This window comes from Arthrobacter sp. R4, from assembly GCF_051365025.1.
GTDB lineage: Bacteria > Actinomycetota > Actinomycetes > Actinomycetales > Micrococcaceae > Arthrobacter.
This window is the reverse complement of record NZ_JBLWIJ010000002.1, coordinates 299,205-316,334: the sequence shown is the minus strand read 5'-3', so window position 1 is coordinate 316,334 and position 17,130 is coordinate 299,205. Positions and strand designations below refer to the sequence as shown.

General features: G+C 64.5%; 15 protein-coding genes. 8 read left to right on the top strand and 7 right to left on the bottom strand.

From position 1 onward, the window contains the following. Positions 1-46: 46 nt before the first annotated feature. Both ACLKOZ_RS02065 and ACLKOZ_RS02060 read right to left on the bottom strand, forming a co-directional pair. Positions 47-2,266 (bottom strand): NADP-dependent isocitrate dehydrogenase, encoded by a 2,220-nt coding sequence (locus ACLKOZ_RS02065; protein ID WP_436472459.1) that lies wholly within the window; start codon positions 2,264-2,266, stop codon positions 47-49. Between the two features lie 228 nt (positions 2,267-2,494). Then, the gene (locus ACLKOZ_RS02060) at positions 2,495-2,719 is read right to left on the bottom strand and encodes a hypothetical protein (RefSeq protein WP_436472458.1); all 225 of its coding nucleotides are present in this window, start codon (positions 2,717-2,719) and stop codon (positions 2,495-2,497) included. A 280-nt stretch (positions 2,720-2,999) separates the two neighbouring features. Here ACLKOZ_RS02060 and ACLKOZ_RS02055 point away from each other — a divergent pair, with 280 nt between their 5' ends. After that, positions 3,000-3,962, top strand: a complete 963-nt coding sequence (locus ACLKOZ_RS02055) for a trypsin-like serine peptidase (protein ID WP_436472457.1) — start codon at positions 3,000-3,002, stop codon at positions 3,960-3,962. A 302-nt stretch (positions 3,963-4,264) separates the two neighbouring features. Here ACLKOZ_RS02055 and purH read toward each other — a convergent pair whose 3' ends face one another. Beyond that, positions 4,265-5,935, bottom strand: coding sequence for a bifunctional phosphoribosylaminoimidazolecarboxamide formyltransferase/IMP cyclohydrolase (purH, locus tag ACLKOZ_RS02050; protein WP_436472456.1), 1,671 nt, complete (start codon positions 5,933-5,935; stop codon positions 4,265-4,267). A 141-nt stretch (positions 5,936-6,076) separates the two neighbouring features. On the opposite strand from purH, the gene ACLKOZ_RS02045 reads away from it, so the two are divergent. Then, the gene (locus ACLKOZ_RS02045; protein ID WP_436472455.1) at positions 6,077-7,429 is read left to right on the top strand and encodes an MFS transporter; all 1,353 of its coding nucleotides are present in this window, start codon (positions 6,077-6,079) and stop codon (positions 7,427-7,429) included. A 72-nt stretch (positions 7,430-7,501) separates the two neighbouring features. Here ACLKOZ_RS02045 and ACLKOZ_RS02040 read toward each other — a convergent pair whose 3' ends face one another. After that, positions 7,502-8,437 (bottom strand): hypothetical protein, encoded by a 936-nt coding sequence (locus tag ACLKOZ_RS02040; protein WP_436472454.1) that lies wholly within the window; start codon positions 8,435-8,437, stop codon positions 7,502-7,504. 182 nt (positions 8,438-8,619) lie between these two features. Beyond that, positions 8,620-9,192, bottom strand: a complete 573-nt coding sequence (purN, locus tag ACLKOZ_RS02035) for a phosphoribosylglycinamide formyltransferase (protein ID WP_436472453.1) — start codon at positions 9,190-9,192, stop codon at positions 8,620-8,622. A 39-nt stretch (positions 9,193-9,231) separates the two neighbouring features. Between purN and ACLKOZ_RS02030 the strand changes: the two genes are divergently transcribed. Further along, positions 9,232-9,660 (top strand): hypothetical protein, encoded by a 429-nt coding sequence (locus tag ACLKOZ_RS02030; RefSeq protein WP_436472452.1) that lies wholly within the window; start codon positions 9,232-9,234, stop codon positions 9,658-9,660. Between the two features lie 12 nt (positions 9,661-9,672). Here ACLKOZ_RS02030 and ACLKOZ_RS02025 read toward each other — a convergent pair whose 3' ends face one another. Continuing rightward, on the bottom strand, positions 9,673-10,983 hold the full coding sequence (locus ACLKOZ_RS02025; protein ID WP_436472451.1) for a cell division protein PerM: 1,311 nt from the start codon (positions 10,981-10,983) through the stop codon (positions 9,673-9,675). Between the two features lie 189 nt (positions 10,984-11,172). Between ACLKOZ_RS02025 and ACLKOZ_RS02020 the strand changes: the two genes are divergently transcribed. Beyond that, positions 11,173-11,634: a DUF4383 domain-containing protein gene (locus ACLKOZ_RS02020; protein ID WP_436472450.1), complete on the top strand. Its 462-nt coding sequence runs from the start codon at positions 11,173-11,175 to the stop codon at positions 11,632-11,634. A gap of 275 nt (positions 11,635-11,909) precedes the next feature. Here ACLKOZ_RS02020 and ACLKOZ_RS02015 read toward each other — a convergent pair whose 3' ends face one another. Beyond that, positions 11,910-12,743, bottom strand: a complete 834-nt coding sequence (locus ACLKOZ_RS02015) for a DUF2382 domain-containing protein (protein WP_436472449.1) — start codon at positions 12,741-12,743, stop codon at positions 11,910-11,912. A 268-nt stretch (positions 12,744-13,011) separates the two neighbouring features. On the opposite strand from ACLKOZ_RS02015, the gene ACLKOZ_RS02010 reads away from it, so the two are divergent. From ACLKOZ_RS02010 to ACLKOZ_RS01995, 4 genes are all read left to right on the top strand, one after another. Then, positions 13,012-13,983: a hypothetical protein gene (locus ACLKOZ_RS02010; protein WP_436472448.1), complete on the top strand. Its 972-nt coding sequence runs from the start codon at positions 13,012-13,014 to the stop codon at positions 13,981-13,983. Between the two features lie 286 nt (positions 13,984-14,269). Further along, on the top strand, positions 14,270-15,151 hold the full coding sequence (locus ACLKOZ_RS02005) for an HNH endonuclease (protein WP_436472447.1): 882 nt from the start codon (positions 14,270-14,272) through the stop codon (positions 15,149-15,151). Between the two features lie 122 nt (positions 15,152-15,273). Then, complete coding sequence (locus ACLKOZ_RS02000) at positions 15,274-16,464, top strand: glycosyltransferase family 4 protein (RefSeq protein WP_436472446.1); 1,191 nt, start codon at positions 15,274-15,276, stop codon at positions 16,462-16,464. A 220-nt stretch (positions 16,465-16,684) separates the two neighbouring features. Continuing rightward, complete coding sequence (locus ACLKOZ_RS01995; protein WP_337346722.1) at positions 16,685-16,951, top strand: GlsB/YeaQ/YmgE family stress response membrane protein; 267 nt, start codon at positions 16,685-16,687, stop codon at positions 16,949-16,951. The last annotated feature ends 179 nt before the right edge of the window (positions 16,952-17,130 follow it).

Sequence of the window (17,130 nt, the reverse complement as noted above, 5' to 3'; positions counted from 1 at the left end):
GCCCCGGTTTCCCGGGGCGCCGCCTCTTGTTTCGCCTGGCCTGGACCTAGTTCAGGGTCGCAATAACTTTGTTCAGCGTGGCCGACGGACGCATGACAGCGGAGGCCTTGGCCTCGTCCGGACGGTAGTAGCCCCCAATGTCCACCGGCGAGCCCTGGACCGCAGCCAGTTCACCCACGATGGTCTCCTCCTTGGAGGACAGCTCGTTGGCCACTGCGGAGAACGATGCCGCGAGGTCGGCGTCCTCGGTCTGCTTGGCCAGTTCCTCGGCCCAGTAACGGGCGAGGAAGTAGTGGCTGCCGCGGTTGTCCAGCTCGCCGGCGCGGCGGCTCGGGGATTTGTTCTCCAGCAGGAACGTGCCGGTGGCCTTGTCCAGGGTGTCAGCCAGGATCTGGGCGCGGGCGTTGTCCGTGGTGGTGGCCAGATGCTCGAAGCTGACGGCCAGGGCAAGGAACTCACCCAGGCTGTCCCAGCGCAAGTGGTTTTCCTTGAGCAGCTGCTGGACGTGCTTGGGGGCGGATCCGCCAGCACCGGTCTCGAAGAGCCCGCCGCCGTTCATTAGCGGGACAACGGAAAGCATCTTGGCGCTGGTGCCCAGTTCCAGGATCGGGAACAGGTCCGTGAGGTAGTCCCGGAGCACGTTGCCGGACACGGAGATGGTGTCTTCGCCCTTGCGGATGCGCTCCAGGGTGAACGCCGTGGCCTTCACCGGAGACATGATCTGGATGTCCAGGCCTTCGGTGTCGTGGTCCTTGAGGTACTCATTGACCTTGGCGATGAGGTTGGCGTCGTGTGCGCGGGTCTCGTCCAGCCAGAACACTGCGGGCGTCTTCGACGCGCGGGCACGGGTAACTGCCAGTTTGACCCAGTCGCGGATGGGGGCATCCTTGGTCTGGCATGCGCGCCAGATGTCGCCCGGAGCTACCTCGTGTTCGATCAGCACGGCGCCGGACGCGTCAACGATCTGCACTGTTCCGGCTTCCTGGATCTCGAACGTCTTGTCGTGGCTGCCGTATTCCTCGGCGGCCTGGGCCATGAGGCCCACGTTCGGGACGGTGCCCATGGTGGTGGGGTCGTAGGCGCCGTGGGCGCGGCAGTCGTCCACAACAACCTGGTAGATGCCGGCGTAGGAGCTGTCCGGCAGTACGGCCAGGGTGTCGGCTTCCTTGCCGTCGGGACCCCACATGTGGCCGGAGCTGCGGATCATGGCGGGCATGGAGGCGTCCACAATGACATCGGAGGGGACGTTCAGGGTGGTGATGCCCTTGTCCGAGTCCACCATCGCAAGGGCGGGACCCTCTTCGAGGCCCTTCTTGATGAGTGCCTGGACGCCCTCACGGACGTCTTCAGGCAGGTCTTCGAGGCTGCTCAGGATGGCGGCGAGGCCATTGTTGGGGCTGATGCCGGCGGCGGCGAGCTGCTTGCCATAAGTGTCGAACAGTTCGGAGAAGTATGCCTTCACCACGTGGCCGAAGATGATGGGGTCCGAGACCTTCATCATGGTGGCTTTCAAGTGTGCAGAGAAGAGGACTCCCTCTTCCTTGGCACGGGCCACTTGTGCTGCCAGGAACTCGTCCAAGGCGGCGGCGCGCATGACCGTGCCGTCAATAACTTCTCCGGCCAAAACGGGGAAGGCCTTCTTCAGGACCTTGACCGAGCCGTCTTCGCGAACCAGCTGGATGGCGACGGTGCCCTCAGACTCAATAACCACGGACTTCTCGTTGGAGCGGAAGTCGTCCTTGCCCATGGTGGCCACGTTGGTCTTGGAGTCCGCGGACCACGCACCCATGGAGTGCGGGTTCTGGCGGGCGTAGTTCTTGACGGACAGCGGCGCCCGACGGTCCGAGTTGCCTTCGCGCAGGACAGGGTTCACGGCGGAGCCCTTGATTTTGTCGTAGCGGGAGCGGATGGCCGTTTCCTCGTCCGAGGAAGGGTTGTCCGGGTAATCCGGCAGGTTGTAGCCCTGGCCTTGGAGCTCGGCGATGGCGGCCTTCAGCTGCGGGATGGAAGCGCTGATGTTGGGCAGCTTGATGATGTTGGCTTCGGGCGTCTTTGCCAGTGCACCCAGTTCAGCAAGGGCGTCACCTATCTGCTGTTCCGGGGTGAGGTAGTCACCGAACACGGAGATGATGCGGCCTGCGAGCGAAATGTCACGGGTCTCCACCTCCACACCTGCGGTCGAAGCAAACGCCTCGATGATCGGCAAAAACGAATAGGTAGCCAGCATCGGCGCTTCGTCGGTGTGGGTATAGATAATCTTGGACATGCGCGGGCGTCTCCCTGAAGGTCGGCTGATTTTTTTCAAATCCGGTCTATTTCACCATGGTTAACTTACCCGAGGACGCGGCTTTGAACCCTACCCGCGAGCTTTGGTGCCGCTCCATTACTGCCGGATTCCAACGTTGGAAAACGCACGACCGCGGTCGCACGCGCGGGCGGGCAGGCCGTCGTCGCGCTCTGGTTACGGGAGTCGCCGGTGACGGTGTGGGAGCAGTCAGCGCCGCCTGTGGGGAACATCACTGGGCCAGACCTGCACATATTTGGCATCCCGGCCGCGCAATTCCTCCGTTGAGGTGAAGGTGTGGACCGGGTCAACGTCACGGAGTTGGAAGGTTTCCGCCTGAGCTGCGAGGTCAACAGCTGCTGGCTGCGTCTCGGCAGCGGAGAAATGGCGGCCGTTGAGGGCGGGTTTCTTGCCGGACTTGCGGAAGGAAAACATGACGAGGACCCCAATCTCTATTAGGTCCGGAGCCCAGTCGGACAGCCAATGCTGTGGCTCAAATTACTCCGCTGCTGGGAGTTACCGCCAGAGCTGGAACGTCGTTTCAGAACATTATGCGGAATGTTTGTGGGCCTGCTGCGGCTTTCACGCAGGTCAGGGACCGCACCATACATGAGACGTCACTACTATTTACAAACTTGTCATATGCGGATAAATTCGGTAGGTCACTCGGCGGGCTTGACTGGAGCCCTCCCCCACCCGTTTAGACAGGACAACCATGACACGTACGAGGTCTCTGGCTACCAGCTTTCTGAGCCTTTCCGCAGCCGCACTGCTGGCGTTGACCACGGCCGGCGGAGCGTCGGCAGCACCCTCCGCATCCAGTGACAAGGAGCAACCCTCCGTCACCAGCGCCGTCGTGGACAGCACGGGAGCCGCGGATTACTGGACCGCCGACCGCATGCGCAATGCCATTCCCGGCGATGTCCTGGCGGGCAAGGCACTGGAACGGGGCAACACCAGCGCCGCGCCCGTGGAGAAAGGCAAAAACACCAAGATCCAGGCTGGCAAGGGCAAGACCACCATCGCCGTCAGCGAAAACCCCGTGGACCACATTGGCAAGGTCTTCTTCACCCTCGCCGGGAGCAACTATGTCTGCTCCGGCAATGCCGTGGTGTCGAACAACAAGAGCACCGTTTCCACCGCCGGCCACTGCCTCAACGAGGGGCCGGGAGCATTCGCCACGAACTTCATCTTCGTTCCCGCCTACCTGAACGGCGCCGCCCCCTACGGCAAGTGGACCGCAAAAACCCTCTACGCCCCCGCCCAGTGGAGCAACGATGGCAACATGCAGTACGACACCGGGTTCGCTGTCATGAACACCCTCAATGGCAACTTCCTGTCAGACGTCGTGAACGAATCCGGCGTCGAATTCAACGCTGCCCGAGGCCTGACCTACAAGGCCTACGGCTACCCCGCCGCCTCACCCTTCAACGGTGAGAGCCTCAAGAGCTGCTACGGCCCGGCGTCCAACGATCCCAACAACCCGCAGTTCCTCACCCAAGGCATCAGCTGCGACATGACCGGCGGCTCCTCAGGCGGTCCATGGTTCATCGGAAGCAACGCAGGCGGCCTCCAGAACTCCATCAACAGCTACGGTTACAGCCGGTCACCGGTCATGTACGGCCCATACTGGGGCACCGTCATCCAGCAGACCTACACCAGTGCAGCCGCCTCCTGACGAATCCTCGCCACAGGAGGAGACCGTTAGCCACAGCAAAACGGATCAGTCGCGCGAGGAGATCCTCGAGTACTGGACGGATGAGCGGATGGCGGAAGCCAGGCCCCGGGAGCTCCGGCTTCCGGAGGAGGGGTCCGCGCCTCAAGCAGCGGGGCGCGGATCCTCATGCGGTGATGATGACTAGCAGTTAAAGCCCGACGGCGTCCGTCCCCCTCCAAGGGGACGGACGCCGTCTTCGTCAATTGGGCCCACGCCGGCAGGGTTCCCTGGCCGAGCCTGCGAGGCGAGGGTGCCAGTGGGGACTAGTGGAAGAAGTGGCGGGCACCCGTGAAGTACATGGTGACCCCGGCCGCGTTGGCCGCGGCGATGACTTCCTCATCCCGGACAGAACCGCCCGGCTGGACGACGGCGCGGACGCCGGCGTCGATCAGGATCTGCAGGCCGTCGGCGAACGGGAAGAACGCGTCCGAGGCAGCCACTGCGCCGCGGGCCCGCTCAGGTGCGCCGCTCGCGGCGGCATTCGAGGCACCGCCGGCACCTTCGACGTCGGACTCCACCTTCACGCCCAGAGTGTTGGCACGCTCCACGGCGAGACGGCAGGAATCCAGGCGGTTGACCTGGCCCATCCCGATACCCACGGCTGCACCGTCCGCGGCGATCAGGATGGCATTCGACTTGGCAGCGCGGCAGGCGGTCCAGGCGAAGGCGAGGTCTGCCAGAGTCTTCTCATCTGCGGCGTTACCGGCAGCGAGGGTCCAGTTGGCGGGGTTGTCGCCGTCGGCGTCCACCTTGTCCGACATCTGGACCAGGACACCACCGGAAACCTGACGCATCTCCGCCGGGTAGCGGCCGTAGCCTTCGGGCAGGGCGAGGAGGCGGATGTTCTTCTTCTTCGACAGAATCTCCACAGCTTCCGGCTCGAAAGCCGGCGCGATGACCACCTCGGTGAAGATGTTGGCCACGGTGCGGGCCATGCCGGCGGAGACAGTGCGGTTGGCGGCAATGACACCACCGAAGGCCGAGACGGGATCGCAGGCGTGGGCCTTGGCGTGGGCGTCGGCGATCGGGTCTTCAGCATCGGCTGAACCGACGGCCACACCGCACGGGTTGGCGTGCTTGATAACGGCGACAGCCGGCTCGGCGAAGTCGAATGCGGCGCGGAGGGCGGCATCGGCGTCGACGAAGTTGTTGTAGCTCATCGCCTTGCCGTGCAGCTGATCCGCCTGCGCAATGCCCGCGGGAGCGGCCTTATCAACGTACAGTGCGGCCTGCTGGTGGGGATTTTCACCGTAGCGGAGGACCTCTGAACGCTCCAGCGCAACGCCGGCGTAGGCAGGCCAGTCAATGACGCCGTCGCCGTCCTCGTCCAGGAACTGGCTGGCGGTCCAGGTGGCCACGGCGTTGTCGTACGTGGCGGTGTGGGCGAAAGCCTTGGCTGCGAGCCGGCGTCGCGTTTTCAGGTCAAAGCCGCCTTCAGCCGCGGCTGTGACCACTTGGCCGTAGAAGCCGGGGTCAACAACAATGGCGACGGCGGCGTGGTTCTTCGCAGCGGAGCGCACCATGGCGGGCCCGCCGATGTCGATCTGTTCGACGACGTCGTCCTGCGCGGCACCGGACTTGACGGTTTCCACGAACGGGTAGAGGTTCACCACCACGAGGTCGAAGGTTTCGATCTCCATGCCGGCGAGGGTTTCCATGTGTGCCGGGACTCGACGGTCGGCCAGGATGCCGCCGTGTACGCGGGGGTGCAGGGTCTTGACGCGGCCGTCAAGCATCTCCGGGGAGCCGGTGACTTCCTCGACTTCCTGGACCGGGATGCCGGCCTCGGCGATCTTCTTGGCTGTGGAGCCGGTGGATACGATCTTCACGCCCGCTGCGTGCAGGCCCTTGGCGAGCTCCTCCAGACCGGTCTTGTCGTATACCGAGATGAGGGCCCGGCGGATGGGAACACGGTCAAGCTGCGTGAAGCTCACAAAAGTCTCCGTCTTATCTCGCGGAACAGTGCCGCGGTTGGTGGGGATACGGCCAGTTTATCGCGTTGCCGGACCTCCCCCGTTTGCCCGGCGGAGTGTGAAGGTCTGTGGGCACGGATAGAGTTTTCACAGGAGGCCAAAATGAATACTTACACCACTGTGCCCAGCGGCGAACAGGTGGTCCAGGAACTGCCGTGGCGGTGGAAGGTCCAGGGGCGGATTTTCCTCATCGGAGGGCTGGGATTCATGTTCGATGCCTGGGACGTAACGCTGAACGGCATCCTCATTCCCCTGCTGTCCACGCACTGGGCCCTGGCCCCGGGCGAGGTTGCGTGGGTGGGTACGGCGAACCTGATCGGGATGGCGCTGGGTGCCTTTGTGTGGGGCACCATAGCGGACACCATCGGGCGCAAGAAGGCCTTCACAGCCACGCTGCTGATTTTCTCGCTTTTCACGGTCCTCGGTGCTTTCTCCCCCGACTTCGTTTGGTTCTGCGTTTTCCGCTTCATGGCCGGCTTTGGCCTGGGTGGCTGTATTCCGGTGGACTACGCGCTGGTGGGTGAATTCACTCCGCGGAAACAGCGTGGGAAGGTCCTCACTGCCATGGACGGCTGGTGGCCTGTCGGCGCCGCCCTGGCAGGCTTTGTCTCCGCGGGACTGGTGGCCGTGTTCGGCGATTGGCGCCTGACCATGCTGGTCATGGTGTTGCCGGCGCTCCTGGTCTTTTGGGTCCGCCGGAGCGTCCCCGAATCCCCCCTGTTCCTCATCCGCAAGGGACGGCGCGAGGAAGCCGCGAAGGTCATCGACGGCCTGGTGGCCGCCACCGGTGCCGAACCCCGCGCCTACAGCCTGCCCGATGCCCGGGAAGTTCCGCGGCTTTCCGCCGGCAGCGCCTGGCACCAGTTGCGGCTGGTGTGGCAGTTCAACTGGAAGATCACGGCCACGGCCTGGGCCCTGTTCTTCAGCATCCTGCTGGTGTACTACCTGTCGCTGACGTGGATGCCGCGGATCCTCATCGGTGCCGGCTTCGCTGAGTACAAGGCGTTCGTGACCACGGCTTCCATGGCCGCCGTCGGACTTCTGGGTGTGATCGTAGCCGCGCTGCTGGTGGAACGGGTGGGCCGCAAGTGGATCCTGGCAATCACAGGGCCGCTTTCAGCCCTGACCCTGGTGATCGTGGCGATTGTGGTGGACATCCCCACGGCCGCGGTGTTCTGGCTGCTGGTGTTCGGCTTCGTGGTCCAGGTGGCCATCCCGGTGCTCTACGCCTACGTTTCCGAGCTCTACCCAACGGAGCTACGCGGCACCGGGTTCGGCTGGGCGTCGACGTTCTCCAGGTTGGGCGCAGGCTTCGGCCCGCTCATTTTCGCGAACTATTTCTGGCCGGAGCTGGGCCTTGCCACCTCCTTCGCACTTGCCGGCGGGCTGGTCCTGGTGGCCGTGCTGTGGATGGCGTTCTTCTCCCCTGAGACCAAACAGCGCCGCCTCGAGTAGGTCCTCCCTCCCCTCCCCAACTAAGTAGCAGCAGATGTCGTTTTGGGGGCTCAAAACGACATCTGCTGCTACCTACTTGGGTGACCAGCCGCGGCTCGTAAGCGCTAGGCGGACTTTGGCGACGGCGGCGCTGGCGTCATTGAGCATGTGGCGTTTGGAAATTCGGACCAGCAACCACCCGGCCCGCACAAAATCTTCTTCCCTTGCGATGTCCCGGACGATCTGCGCCGCCTCGGAATGGACTTCGCCGTCGTACTCCACGGCCACCTTTTGTTCCGGATAGGCCAGGTCCGGTTCACGCACGACGCCGGCGCTCAGGGCTGTGGGCACGTTCAGTTGTGCTTCGGGCAGGCCGGCATATTCGAGTTCCAGCCGAAGCCTCGTTTCCGGGGCGGAATCCGAGCCCACGCGCGCCAGGTCCAGGGAAACGCGTGCTTTCTGGATACCGGGTGTCCCCTTGTGCCGGTCGAGCATGTCAGCAAGGTCCTCGCGCGTTGCGAACGGTTCCGATCTCGCTTCGAAGTCCGGCCTCGGAATCCTCAGCAAGTGATCGGCAACAACGGTCAGTTCCTCGATGCTCATCTTTCGGGAGCAGTCCAGCCAGGTCCTGGTTCGCGAGGTGATCAGGAGGCCGTTGTGTCTGACGATTTCATCGGCAAAGAACTGGCCTCGATGCCCCCGGACTCCGGTCCGGCGGGGCATGGCCAAGTTGTCCGGTCTGGAGATGTGGGTGATGGAATCGTCCGCGCCCGGAAGGAAGCCCGGAAAGTCCCACAAGTTGAACGCCGTCGCATGGGAAGCAGCCGAGAATTCCGTGACCAAAGTCAGCGGCCGGACTACCGACGCTTGTTCGGCGAACGTGTGGTGCGCTGGCTGCCTGACCCCTCGGCTCGGTACGACCAACGAACGGTGCCGCAGACGCGCAACTGTTGCACCGGCGTCGACCGCTTCCTGGAAAGTAAATGCCGCCGCACGCAGCTGTCCCGGCAGTGGCTGCGGAGTTTTCATGGGGCCATCGTGGCAAATTTTGCGCCGGGCTGCATAAGTTATCCACAGGTACGCCCCACTGGCTCAACTAGGTAGCAGCAGATGTCGTTTTGAAGGCCCAAAACGACATCAGCTGCTACCTACTTGGGAGGGGTGTTGGGCGGGGTATCGGGAGGGGTGTCGGGGCGGGGCGGGGAAGGCGGTTAGGGCACAGGAGCCGCAGCGAGGGCTGCGAGCGTGGAGACCAGGAGGCGGCGCTCCACCACTTTGATGCGTTCGTGCAAGGATTCCTCGGTGTCGGAGTCCTCGACCGTCACAGCTTCCTGGGCAATGATGGGCCCTGTGTCCACCCCTGCATCGGCCCAGTGCACCGTGCAGCCGGTGACCTTCACGCCGTAGGCCAGGGCGTCGCGGACACCGTGGGCGCCCGGGAATGAAGGCAGCAGCGCCGGATGCGTGTTGAGGTACCTGCCGTGGAATGCATCGATGAACTCGGCGCTGACAATGCGCATGAAGCCGGAGGAGACCACCACGTCCGGGGCGTAGGACGCCACCCTCGCGGTCAGCGCTTCATCCCATTCGGCGCGGGTGGGGAACGAGTTGAAGTTGACCACGAATGTCTCCAGTCCCGCCTCGGAAGCGCGTTCGACGCCGTATGTCCCCTCACGGTCGGAGCCCACGGCAGCGATCTCCACGTCCAGCTCCCCGGATTTGACGGCGTCGATGACTGCCTGGAGATTGGAGCCAGTACCGGATACGAGGACTACGATGCGCATGGGTCTAGCTTATGGGCAGGCTCGCGTAGGCTTGAAAACATGAACTCCCTCCCGGAACCCGCTGGTCAGCAGCGGACCAAACCACCGCTCAGCGAGGCAGCCAAGAGCTCGCGGAGCACCACGCACAATCTGTTCCGGGCGTTCATCATCACCGTGCTGGGAGCCTTTTTCGTCTTCCAGCTCGACGTCAGCTATCTCTGGCTCACCGGCATCCTGACCGCAGCGAGCTTTGTCCTGGGCATCCTGCTGCTGATCCGCGCGGTCCGGCTCAAGGAATCCAAGCTAGTGCTGGTCGGCACCATCTCCGGGCTGGTGGTTTCCCTGGTCATGGTGGTGGTCATCCTGGCAGCGTCCGTGTTCTTCGATGAGTTCCGCGACTACCAGCAGTGCATCCGACAGGCCATCACGGACCAGGCGATGTCCTCCTGCAGGGTCCAGATGGAGAACTCGCTGCCGCGCCTGCCCTGACGCCGCCGGCAGCTAGAGCGCCACCTCCGCTTCCTCTTCCACCTGCTGCTGGCGTTCCAACCACGGTCCTGCCGCGTACCCGATCACGACGCCGATGCCCACCTCAGCGGCCACCCAGGCTGCGGTCCACAGCGGGTCCGGGCCGATATCCGTTAGGCGTCCCAGGCCGGCTGATCCGCGTGCCAGCCACGCCAGCGCCGCGGACAGCAACCCGGCGACCACACCGACCAGCACGCCGAGCGCCAGCGTTGACACGGTCGCTGTGAACCAGCGGGCATGGATCTTGATGGAAAGCCACTCGTCGAAGTGGTTCTCCCCTTCGCGCAGGAACCACCAGCCCGCCAGCAAGCCCGCCAGAACCGGCACCACCAGCGCCACAAACCCGTAGTCCAGCGAACCGGCAGGGATGGCAGCGAAGACGGGAATGGACGGCAGGGGTCCGGTGGCGGTTCCGAGCGGGCCAACCTGCGAACCAACGCCCATGGCAAACCCGGATCCGGATGTCCAGGCGAGGGCAAAGACGGCGAGGTTGGGGAGGTACCCGAGTTGTGCGATGGTCAGCGCAGCACCTCCCAGGGCGCCGGCGTCGAGCGCTTCATAGACCGCCACCACCAGGTTCCAATGGATAAACAGATCCGCAGCAAGTAACACGCACGCGAGCGCCAGGGCCGATGCCAACGCCACGAATCCGGCCTTGGCTGCGGAGGCCAGATAGGAACCAGCCCAGCGGGAATGCTGGCTGGTGCGGGAAATCCAGGCCACGGCGTCCACACCGATCAGCCGGCTCCACGACCCTGCCTCGCGCCGGGCGCCCACCACCATGCCCAGCGCGTACGGAATCAGCGGGATCAGCATGGCGTACCAGAGGTTGATGACGACGTCGGCGGTACGGCACACGAATCCGGTGGCCGCGCCGAAGGCGGCATAGACCATCCAGGACCCCAGCAGGGCCTGCCATAGCTGGTCAGTGTACGAAGCGCGCGCCAGCCGCCGCCCTGCCCGCCACGCGAGCAGGAACGGGATCAGTGTCAGTCCGAGGGGAACCAGGGTCAGCATGCCGGACCCCGCGCTGCCGGCCGCGCCAGACCCGACGTCGGCCAGTACCAGGGGAACGCCGTGGATCAGCAGCCACGCCTGGCCCGCAAGCCTGGCCAGGACGTCGAACTCGGCGTTCTGGAAACCGGCGGTAGCCCAGACGGCGACGATCGGCGCGATCACCACGAGGGCCGAAATGATGGCTGCCTGCGCCGTTTCAAGCGCCCCCTGCAGCCATAAGGGCATGGGAAGGCCTCGGTCTCCGGTCTGATCAGCGCGCAGTTTCATCGTGTTCCATGGTGTCACGGAGCGGCCTTCCCATGGGTCTGCGACAGGCTTATCGCGCCTACGAGACCCGGCTCACCAGAGTTCGTAGCTGCAGTGCGCCAGTCGGCCCGCGCCAGGGCACTACAGCGCTTTTTCCACAGGTCAGCCGTAAAATTGGAATGTCCGCAATCAGTGGTTGGAGGCAGAAAAATGACTACCGCATCCCCACATGCACACGGCGTTCATTTCGGGCGCGCAGACGTCCAGAATGCCGGCATGGGTGTAGGTATTCTCTTGGTCGTGGTGGGCATCCTGGGCTTTGTCCCGGGCGTCACCACGCAGTACAGCGAATTGATGTTCCTGGGGCCTGATTCCCACGCCATGTTCCTTGGTTTGTTCCAGGTGTCCATGCTGCTCAATATTGTGCAGCTGGCCATCGGCGCAACGGGCTGGGCGATGTCCCGGACCGAACATGGCGCGCGTAATTTCCTCTTGGGCGCCGGCGCGCTGTACATCGTCCTTGCCATTTTCGGGCTCAGTGTGGGTGTTGATTCGGCAGCCAATTTCCTGTCGTTCAACATGGCTGACAACTGGGCGCACCTGGTGCTGGGCGTTGTGATGATTGCTGGAGGCTGGCTGTTGTCCCGCAACATGGCCAGCGACAGAAGGTAACCCGGAACCGAACCCGGGAAATAGGAGCCGCGTATGAGGTTAGTTCAATAAATTCTGAATATTCGTCCTAAGGGCTGGTGCAGTTGGCGCGGTGACGCAGACAGCTGCACCGGCTTTCGTTGTGCCTCCTGAGATTCTGCGGCAAGTGAGGCAAGTAACGGCAATCACGACGGCGGCACGAAGACGCCGGGGCCGCTCACGGTGGCTCCCGGCGTCGATCGCGTACCGGACACCCGGAAGTCAGCGGCTGTCAGCCGACGGTCCCCGGAGATGTGTCAGCGGCGTGTGTCGTCGATGTCGCGCTTGCCCTCAAGACCGTCCGTCTCGATGCGCTCCTTGCGGACTTCGTCATTGACCGTGACGTCATCCGTGACCACGTCCTTGTCGAGGCGTACCCGCTCCACCGGAACGGTTTCCTTCTCGACCACGGGGCGTTCCTCGTGGAGGGTCACCTCGTGTTCCTCTTCACTGATGTCCGGACCGGACATGGCCGCTCCACGGTTGGCTTCCGTGATCGGCTCGCGCTCCAAGCGGACTTCCTCGCGCTGCACGGGCACGGTCTTGGTGACATTCTCCGTGGTGACGTACTTGCGAAGCCGGACGCGGCCTGCGGCCTGCCGCTCTGTGCCGACGCGCAGGCGTTCTTCGGAGCGGGTCATGGCGTCGTCCGTCGTGGGACCCGACGTGTCGTGGCCGACGGCGCCGGCAGCCCGGGTGCCCGCATTCAGGTCGGCATCGCCTGCATAGTCGATGTCCCTGTCGGTATCGGAGCGCGTCTCGGAGTATGTTTGGGCCTCGCGTTCGTAATGGGCGTAGAGACGGTCCTCTTCTTCGGGCTCGAGGTGCCCGTCCGTGTCCACCCGCGGGGCGTCCTTAACATGGTCTTTCGTGTACGGGACCACGAGATCATCGCCTTCGGCCCGGGCGCCTTCCACCGGAATGAACGACTCGTGTGTGCCGAAGAGCCCGGTCTTGACCGTGACCCAGGTGGGCTCGCCCGTGTCGTCGTCGGCGTACAACTGGCCGATCGAGCCGATCTTCTCGCCGTCGGCTCCGATGACGTTTCCTCCCCGGTTGAGCAGGTTTTCGATGTTTTCCCTCGTGAGCATGACTTCTCCTTTGGATGGTTTCCTGGCTTGCGGTTGATCCACCTACCCGAACTTCATCGGTGTCCTGGAAGGCTGGCATCCGCCCCATCTTCTTGAGGTTTCCGCTATAGCTGCCCCTATACGATAAGCATGCTTATTATCGAAAGAAAAGCCTACTTAGTATTTTTTCCTCCCCTTCTTTGCGGGACCGCTAAGAAGGGGCATACAGGGGGTCGACGGACGGCGCCACTCGGCGTAGCCTGTTGTCCACATCGAGAGGGGGGATGGGATGGGAGCGACACCGAAAGCCCGATGCCGCTCCGCCGTCCGGCCCCTTCTGCTGGCCCTCCTTGCCGCGGTGGCTTGGCTTGTGTGGGGAGCCGGAGCAGCCACCGCCTCCAGCCTCGCCCCGGACGCCGGGGATCTCCTCAAGCCCGCTGCATCCCCTCTTGCCGAGCCGCTCCCGGCCATGGAGCCTCCCGCCGTTGTCAGCGCCGGCGAACTTGCAGAGGCCACCGCAACCTCGGTCACGAATTCAGCAACAGGCGTCGTCACTCCGTTGGCCGCACCCGCCCTGCCGATGGTCTCCGGCACTGTCGATACAGTCACCGACCTCGCGCCCACGCTTCCAGAGTTGCCCCTGGTGCAGGCGCCCCTTCCGCTTCCCCTGACCGACGTCCTGCCTTTGCCCGACCAGTTGCCGCCGCTGCTGCCGGAACCCCTGCCCGCGCCCCTGCCTTTGCCACTCCCGGACCTGGCGCCCGTTCCAGGGATAGCTCCGTTGCCCAGCCCGCCCCCGCTCACGACGCCGGCACCCGGCCGTCCGCCCACCGCGGCTCCCAACCTCCCGGCGTCGGACGCTGTCGCGGCTGATGGCGTTGGCACCCAGGGCTCGGCGGCTGCGGCTGCCAACGTCATCGCGACACCCACGGAACCGGCGAATGTTGCCGTCGGATCCAATACCTTGGGCTTCGGCTTCACCCCTGCCCAGGACCGCCCAGGAGTGGCCTCGCCTGCCGTGGCAACGGCCAGCCCGTCCGGGCCGGAAGACCGGGACCATAGTCCCGGCAGGCTTGATCTGCCGGCCGTGGCTAATGCAGCGGGGACGGCCAGCTCCGGGTCGGCCGGAGGCGCCGACGGCGCGGCCGACCTTGGTGGGTCCTGGACAGCACTCCCCGCTGCCGTAAGCGGACCAAAGATGTCCGGCTCCGAGACGTTGCCGGCCGGCCCTTCCTTCGATCCGGGGTCCTCACCCGACTGAACAGGTCACCCCTGCCCATTTCGCGGCAGAACATGACCACCGCCCACCATCGGTGCGCGGAAACCACATTCAGTCAGGAGACACCGTCATGTCCATCACCATCGCTGTGATCAACCGCGCCTGCGTCATCTCGACTGTGGGCAACTGGCCAGACCCGATGCGCAAGCTCGGCTAAGGGCCATGTTGGGTGGGGCGGTGCTGGGGGCCGCCCCACCGAACACGAGCCAGCAGGATTAATGGAGCGTTCCAGCCGCTCCAACAGGCCGGGCACTGGAACAATGGGCGCATGAGCACCATCATCCTGGGCTGGGATCCGGTCCGCTGGAACCGCTGGAATTACGCGGCTGTTGTTGAACAGGTCGCCGGTACAGGGCTGCACCTTGAGCCTTGGAGCGTGCGCCGCGGCATTGCCAACGGCACCGACGTGTGGCTGCTCGTCGTGGGTGACCACGCTCCCGGGCTGATCGGTCACGGCGTGGTGCTGTCCCAGCAGCGGGAGCCCCTGGAACAACCAGGGCCGCCCGAACCCGACGCCGACCCGGAGCATCCCGGATTTACGGTGCAGGTTGCCTTCGACGCATTGCTGTCCCTGGGCGACCAGGTTCCAGCAGGACTTCTCCGGGAGGCGATGCCCGATGTCGCGTGGGATACCGCCGACGTCGCCGGCCTGGAACTCGGGCCCGGCGATGCTGCGGCCATCCGGGCGGTCTGGACCAGCTACGGCCCGTCGCAGGGAACTGACCCGACACAACCTGTTCCCGGCACCTACCCCGAGAACGCTGTCGCACGCGTCGCGGTCAACCGGCACGAACGCGACCCCGAGGCACGGCGGGCCTGCATCGCGCACCGTGGCATCAACTGCGCGGCCTGCGGGTTCTCCTTCGAGATGGCCTACGGCGAAATTGGCGCGGACTTCATCCAGGTTCACCACGTGGTACCCGCTTCCCAACTGGGGAACGGCTACGTGCTGGACCCGCTCACGGACCTCGTTCCGCTGTGCGCCAACTGCCATGCCATGGCCCACCACGGCGTCGGCTCACCGAGGACAGAAGCTGAACTGCGGCACATCATCGCCAGCGCCGGATACCTGCGGGGAAACACCGTTGGCCCCGAAGAGCTTGAGGCCCAGCGGATTGCCCGCGAGATCCTTGGCCAACAGGCTGAATAAAGATCCCGGGCCCGGGCCGTGCGCCCGGCGCCACCGGGCGCCTCTGATCTGTTAACCCAAGCTTTCCCTGCGCTCTACTCCCGTGACCCCGGACCGTCAGCCCGGGCACCCACCGTGGAGGGGTGAGGATCGCAATTGTCGCTGAATCATTCCTGCCACTGATGAACGGGGTGACCCACTCCATCCTGCGGGTGCTGGAGCACCTGGAGGAACGGGGCCACGAGGTCCTGGTGATTGCCCCCTCAACACTGGACACCAGGGACACCGCGGTCCCCGAGGCTGTGTATGGTGCCCTGGTGCACCGGCTTCCCTCGGTCCCGCTGGCCGGGTACACCAATGTGCGCGTGGCGATGGGCGGTGTGTACCGGGTCAAGCGAATCCTTGCCGACTACGCACCCGACGTCGTCCACCTGGCATCACCCTTTGTCCTGGGCTGGCGCGCGGTGCAGGCGGCGCACCAGCTGGGCATCCCCACGGTCGCGATCTACCAGACCGAAGTCCCCAGTTACGCCGCCCGGTACGGGGTGCCGTTCCTGGAGAACTGGGCATGGAATCGGGTGGAGAACATCCACCTGCTGGCCACCCGGACGCTGGTCCCGTCCACCTTCGCCCTGAACCAGCTCCGCGGCCGCGGCATTCCGCGCGTGGACATGTGGCGGCGCGGTGTGGACACGGCCCGGTTTTCGCCTGGAAAGCGCGACGACGGGTGGCGGGCTACCGTGGCGCCCGGCGGTGAGCGGATCATCGGGTATGTGGGCCGGCTGGCCATCGAGAAGCAGGTCGAGGACCTGGCCGCGCTGGCCAATGTGCCCAATACGAAGCTGGTGATCGTGGGCGACGGCCCGCAGCGGGCAACCCTCGAGGAAGCCCTGCCGAACGCCACGTTCACAGGATTCCTCGGCGGCGAACAGCTTGCACGCGCGGTGGCCTCCTTCGATCTATTTGTCCACCCGGGTGAATTCGAGACCTTCTGCCAAACCATCCAGGAGGCCATGGCATCGGGCGTTCCCGTGGTTGCCACCGGACGCGGCGGCCCACTGGACCTGGTGGAGAACTCCCGCACCGGGTGGCTGTACCAGCCCGGTGATTTGGCTGGACTGCGCGGACATGTCATGGACCTGATTGGCGATGACGCCAAGCGCCGCGCGTTCGCAGAGGCGGCCCATGCCTCGGTCCAGGACCGGACGTGGCCTGCGCTCAGCGCTGAACTGGTACGGCATTACCGCTCGGTGATCAGTGGTGAGCCGGTGCTTGCGCAGGGTCCACGCCCACGGGTTCCTTTGGCCGAGCCTGCAAGTCAGGGCGCGGCCTGACCAAAAAGCGTAACTTTTGAAGGATTCGAGGGCCGGCCGCCGCGCCATTTCGGGCTTTTCGCGCCCCGCCGGAGCCAATAGTCCCGCAAACTGGGGCGCCAATGGGCTAATTGTCGCCTTTTTGATATCGGCGAGTCCTTGCGGAGTAGTAAGCACACTGATTGAATTGGATCACGGGGTGAGGCGTCGGCACCAATTAAATCGACAAGGAAGTGTGATCATGGGAATTCTTGGATTTCTCATTTTGGGCCTGATAGCTGGAGCGATTGCCAAGGCAATCCTGCCCGGCAGGCAAGGAGGAGGCTGGCTCATCACCCTCGTCCTGGGTGTGGTCGGCGCTATCCTGGGCGGCTGGATCGGCTCCCTGATCTTTGGGGGCGGACTGGCCGAATTCTTCGACCTGCGCACGTGGCTGCTGGCCATCCTGGGCTCCATCATTGTCCTGCTCATCTACGGCGCAGTCACAAGGCGCGGCAGCCGCGTCTGACACGCACGTCCTTGAGGCGAAAAGGCGCCGCTCCCCCGGACAGGGGACGGCGCCTTTGCCATGCCCGCCAAATTGCGTACAGAACAGAAAACCGATTCCACCTGCCGCATTGATATCCCGGATTCGCACTTTATGATGTGCGTGGGGGTGATTGGGTCATGGGGGGTTCGGGACGGCAC

Coding starts and splice junctions, on each gene's coding strand:
- ACLKOZ_RS02065 (WP_436472459.1), bottom strand. CDS start 2,266: ATGTCCAAGATTATCTATACCCACACCGACGAAGCGCCGATGCTGGCT.
- ACLKOZ_RS02060 (WP_436472458.1), bottom strand. CDS start 2,719: ATGTTTTCCTTCCGCAAGTCCGGCAAGAAACCCGCCCTCAACGGCCGC.
- ACLKOZ_RS02055 (WP_436472457.1), top strand. CDS start 3,000: ATGACACGTACGAGGTCTCTGGCTACCAGCTTTCTGAGCCTTTCCGCA.
- ACLKOZ_RS02045 (WP_436472455.1), top strand. CDS start 6,077: ATGAATACTTACACCACTGTGCCCAGCGGCGAACAGGTGGTCCAGGAA.
- ACLKOZ_RS02040 (WP_436472454.1), bottom strand. CDS start 8,437: ATGAAAACTCCGCAGCCACTGCCGGGACAGCTGCGTGCGGCGGCATTT.
- purN (WP_436472453.1), bottom strand. CDS start 9,192: ATGCGCATCGTAGTCCTCGTATCCGGTACTGGCTCCAATCTCCAGGCA.
- ACLKOZ_RS02030 (WP_436472452.1), top strand. CDS start 9,232: ATGAACTCCCTCCCGGAACCCGCTGGTCAGCAGCGGACCAAACCACCG.
- ACLKOZ_RS02025 (WP_436472451.1), bottom strand. CDS start 10,983: ATGAAACTGCGCGCTGATCAGACCGGAGACCGAGGCCTTCCCATGCCC.
- ACLKOZ_RS02020 (WP_436472450.1), top strand. CDS start 11,173: ATGACTACCGCATCCCCACATGCACACGGCGTTCATTTCGGGCGCGCA.
- ACLKOZ_RS02015 (WP_436472449.1), bottom strand. CDS start 12,743: ATGCTCACGAGGGAAAACATCGAAAACCTGCTCAACCGGGGAGGAAAC.
- ACLKOZ_RS02010 (WP_436472448.1), top strand. CDS start 13,012: ATGGGAGCGACACCGAAAGCCCGATGCCGCTCCGCCGTCCGGCCCCTT.
- ACLKOZ_RS02005 (WP_436472447.1), top strand. CDS start 14,270: ATGAGCACCATCATCCTGGGCTGGGATCCGGTCCGCTGGAACCGCTGG.
- ACLKOZ_RS01995 (WP_337346722.1), top strand. CDS start 16,685: ATGGGAATTCTTGGATTTCTCATTTTGGGCCTGATAGCTGGAGCGATT.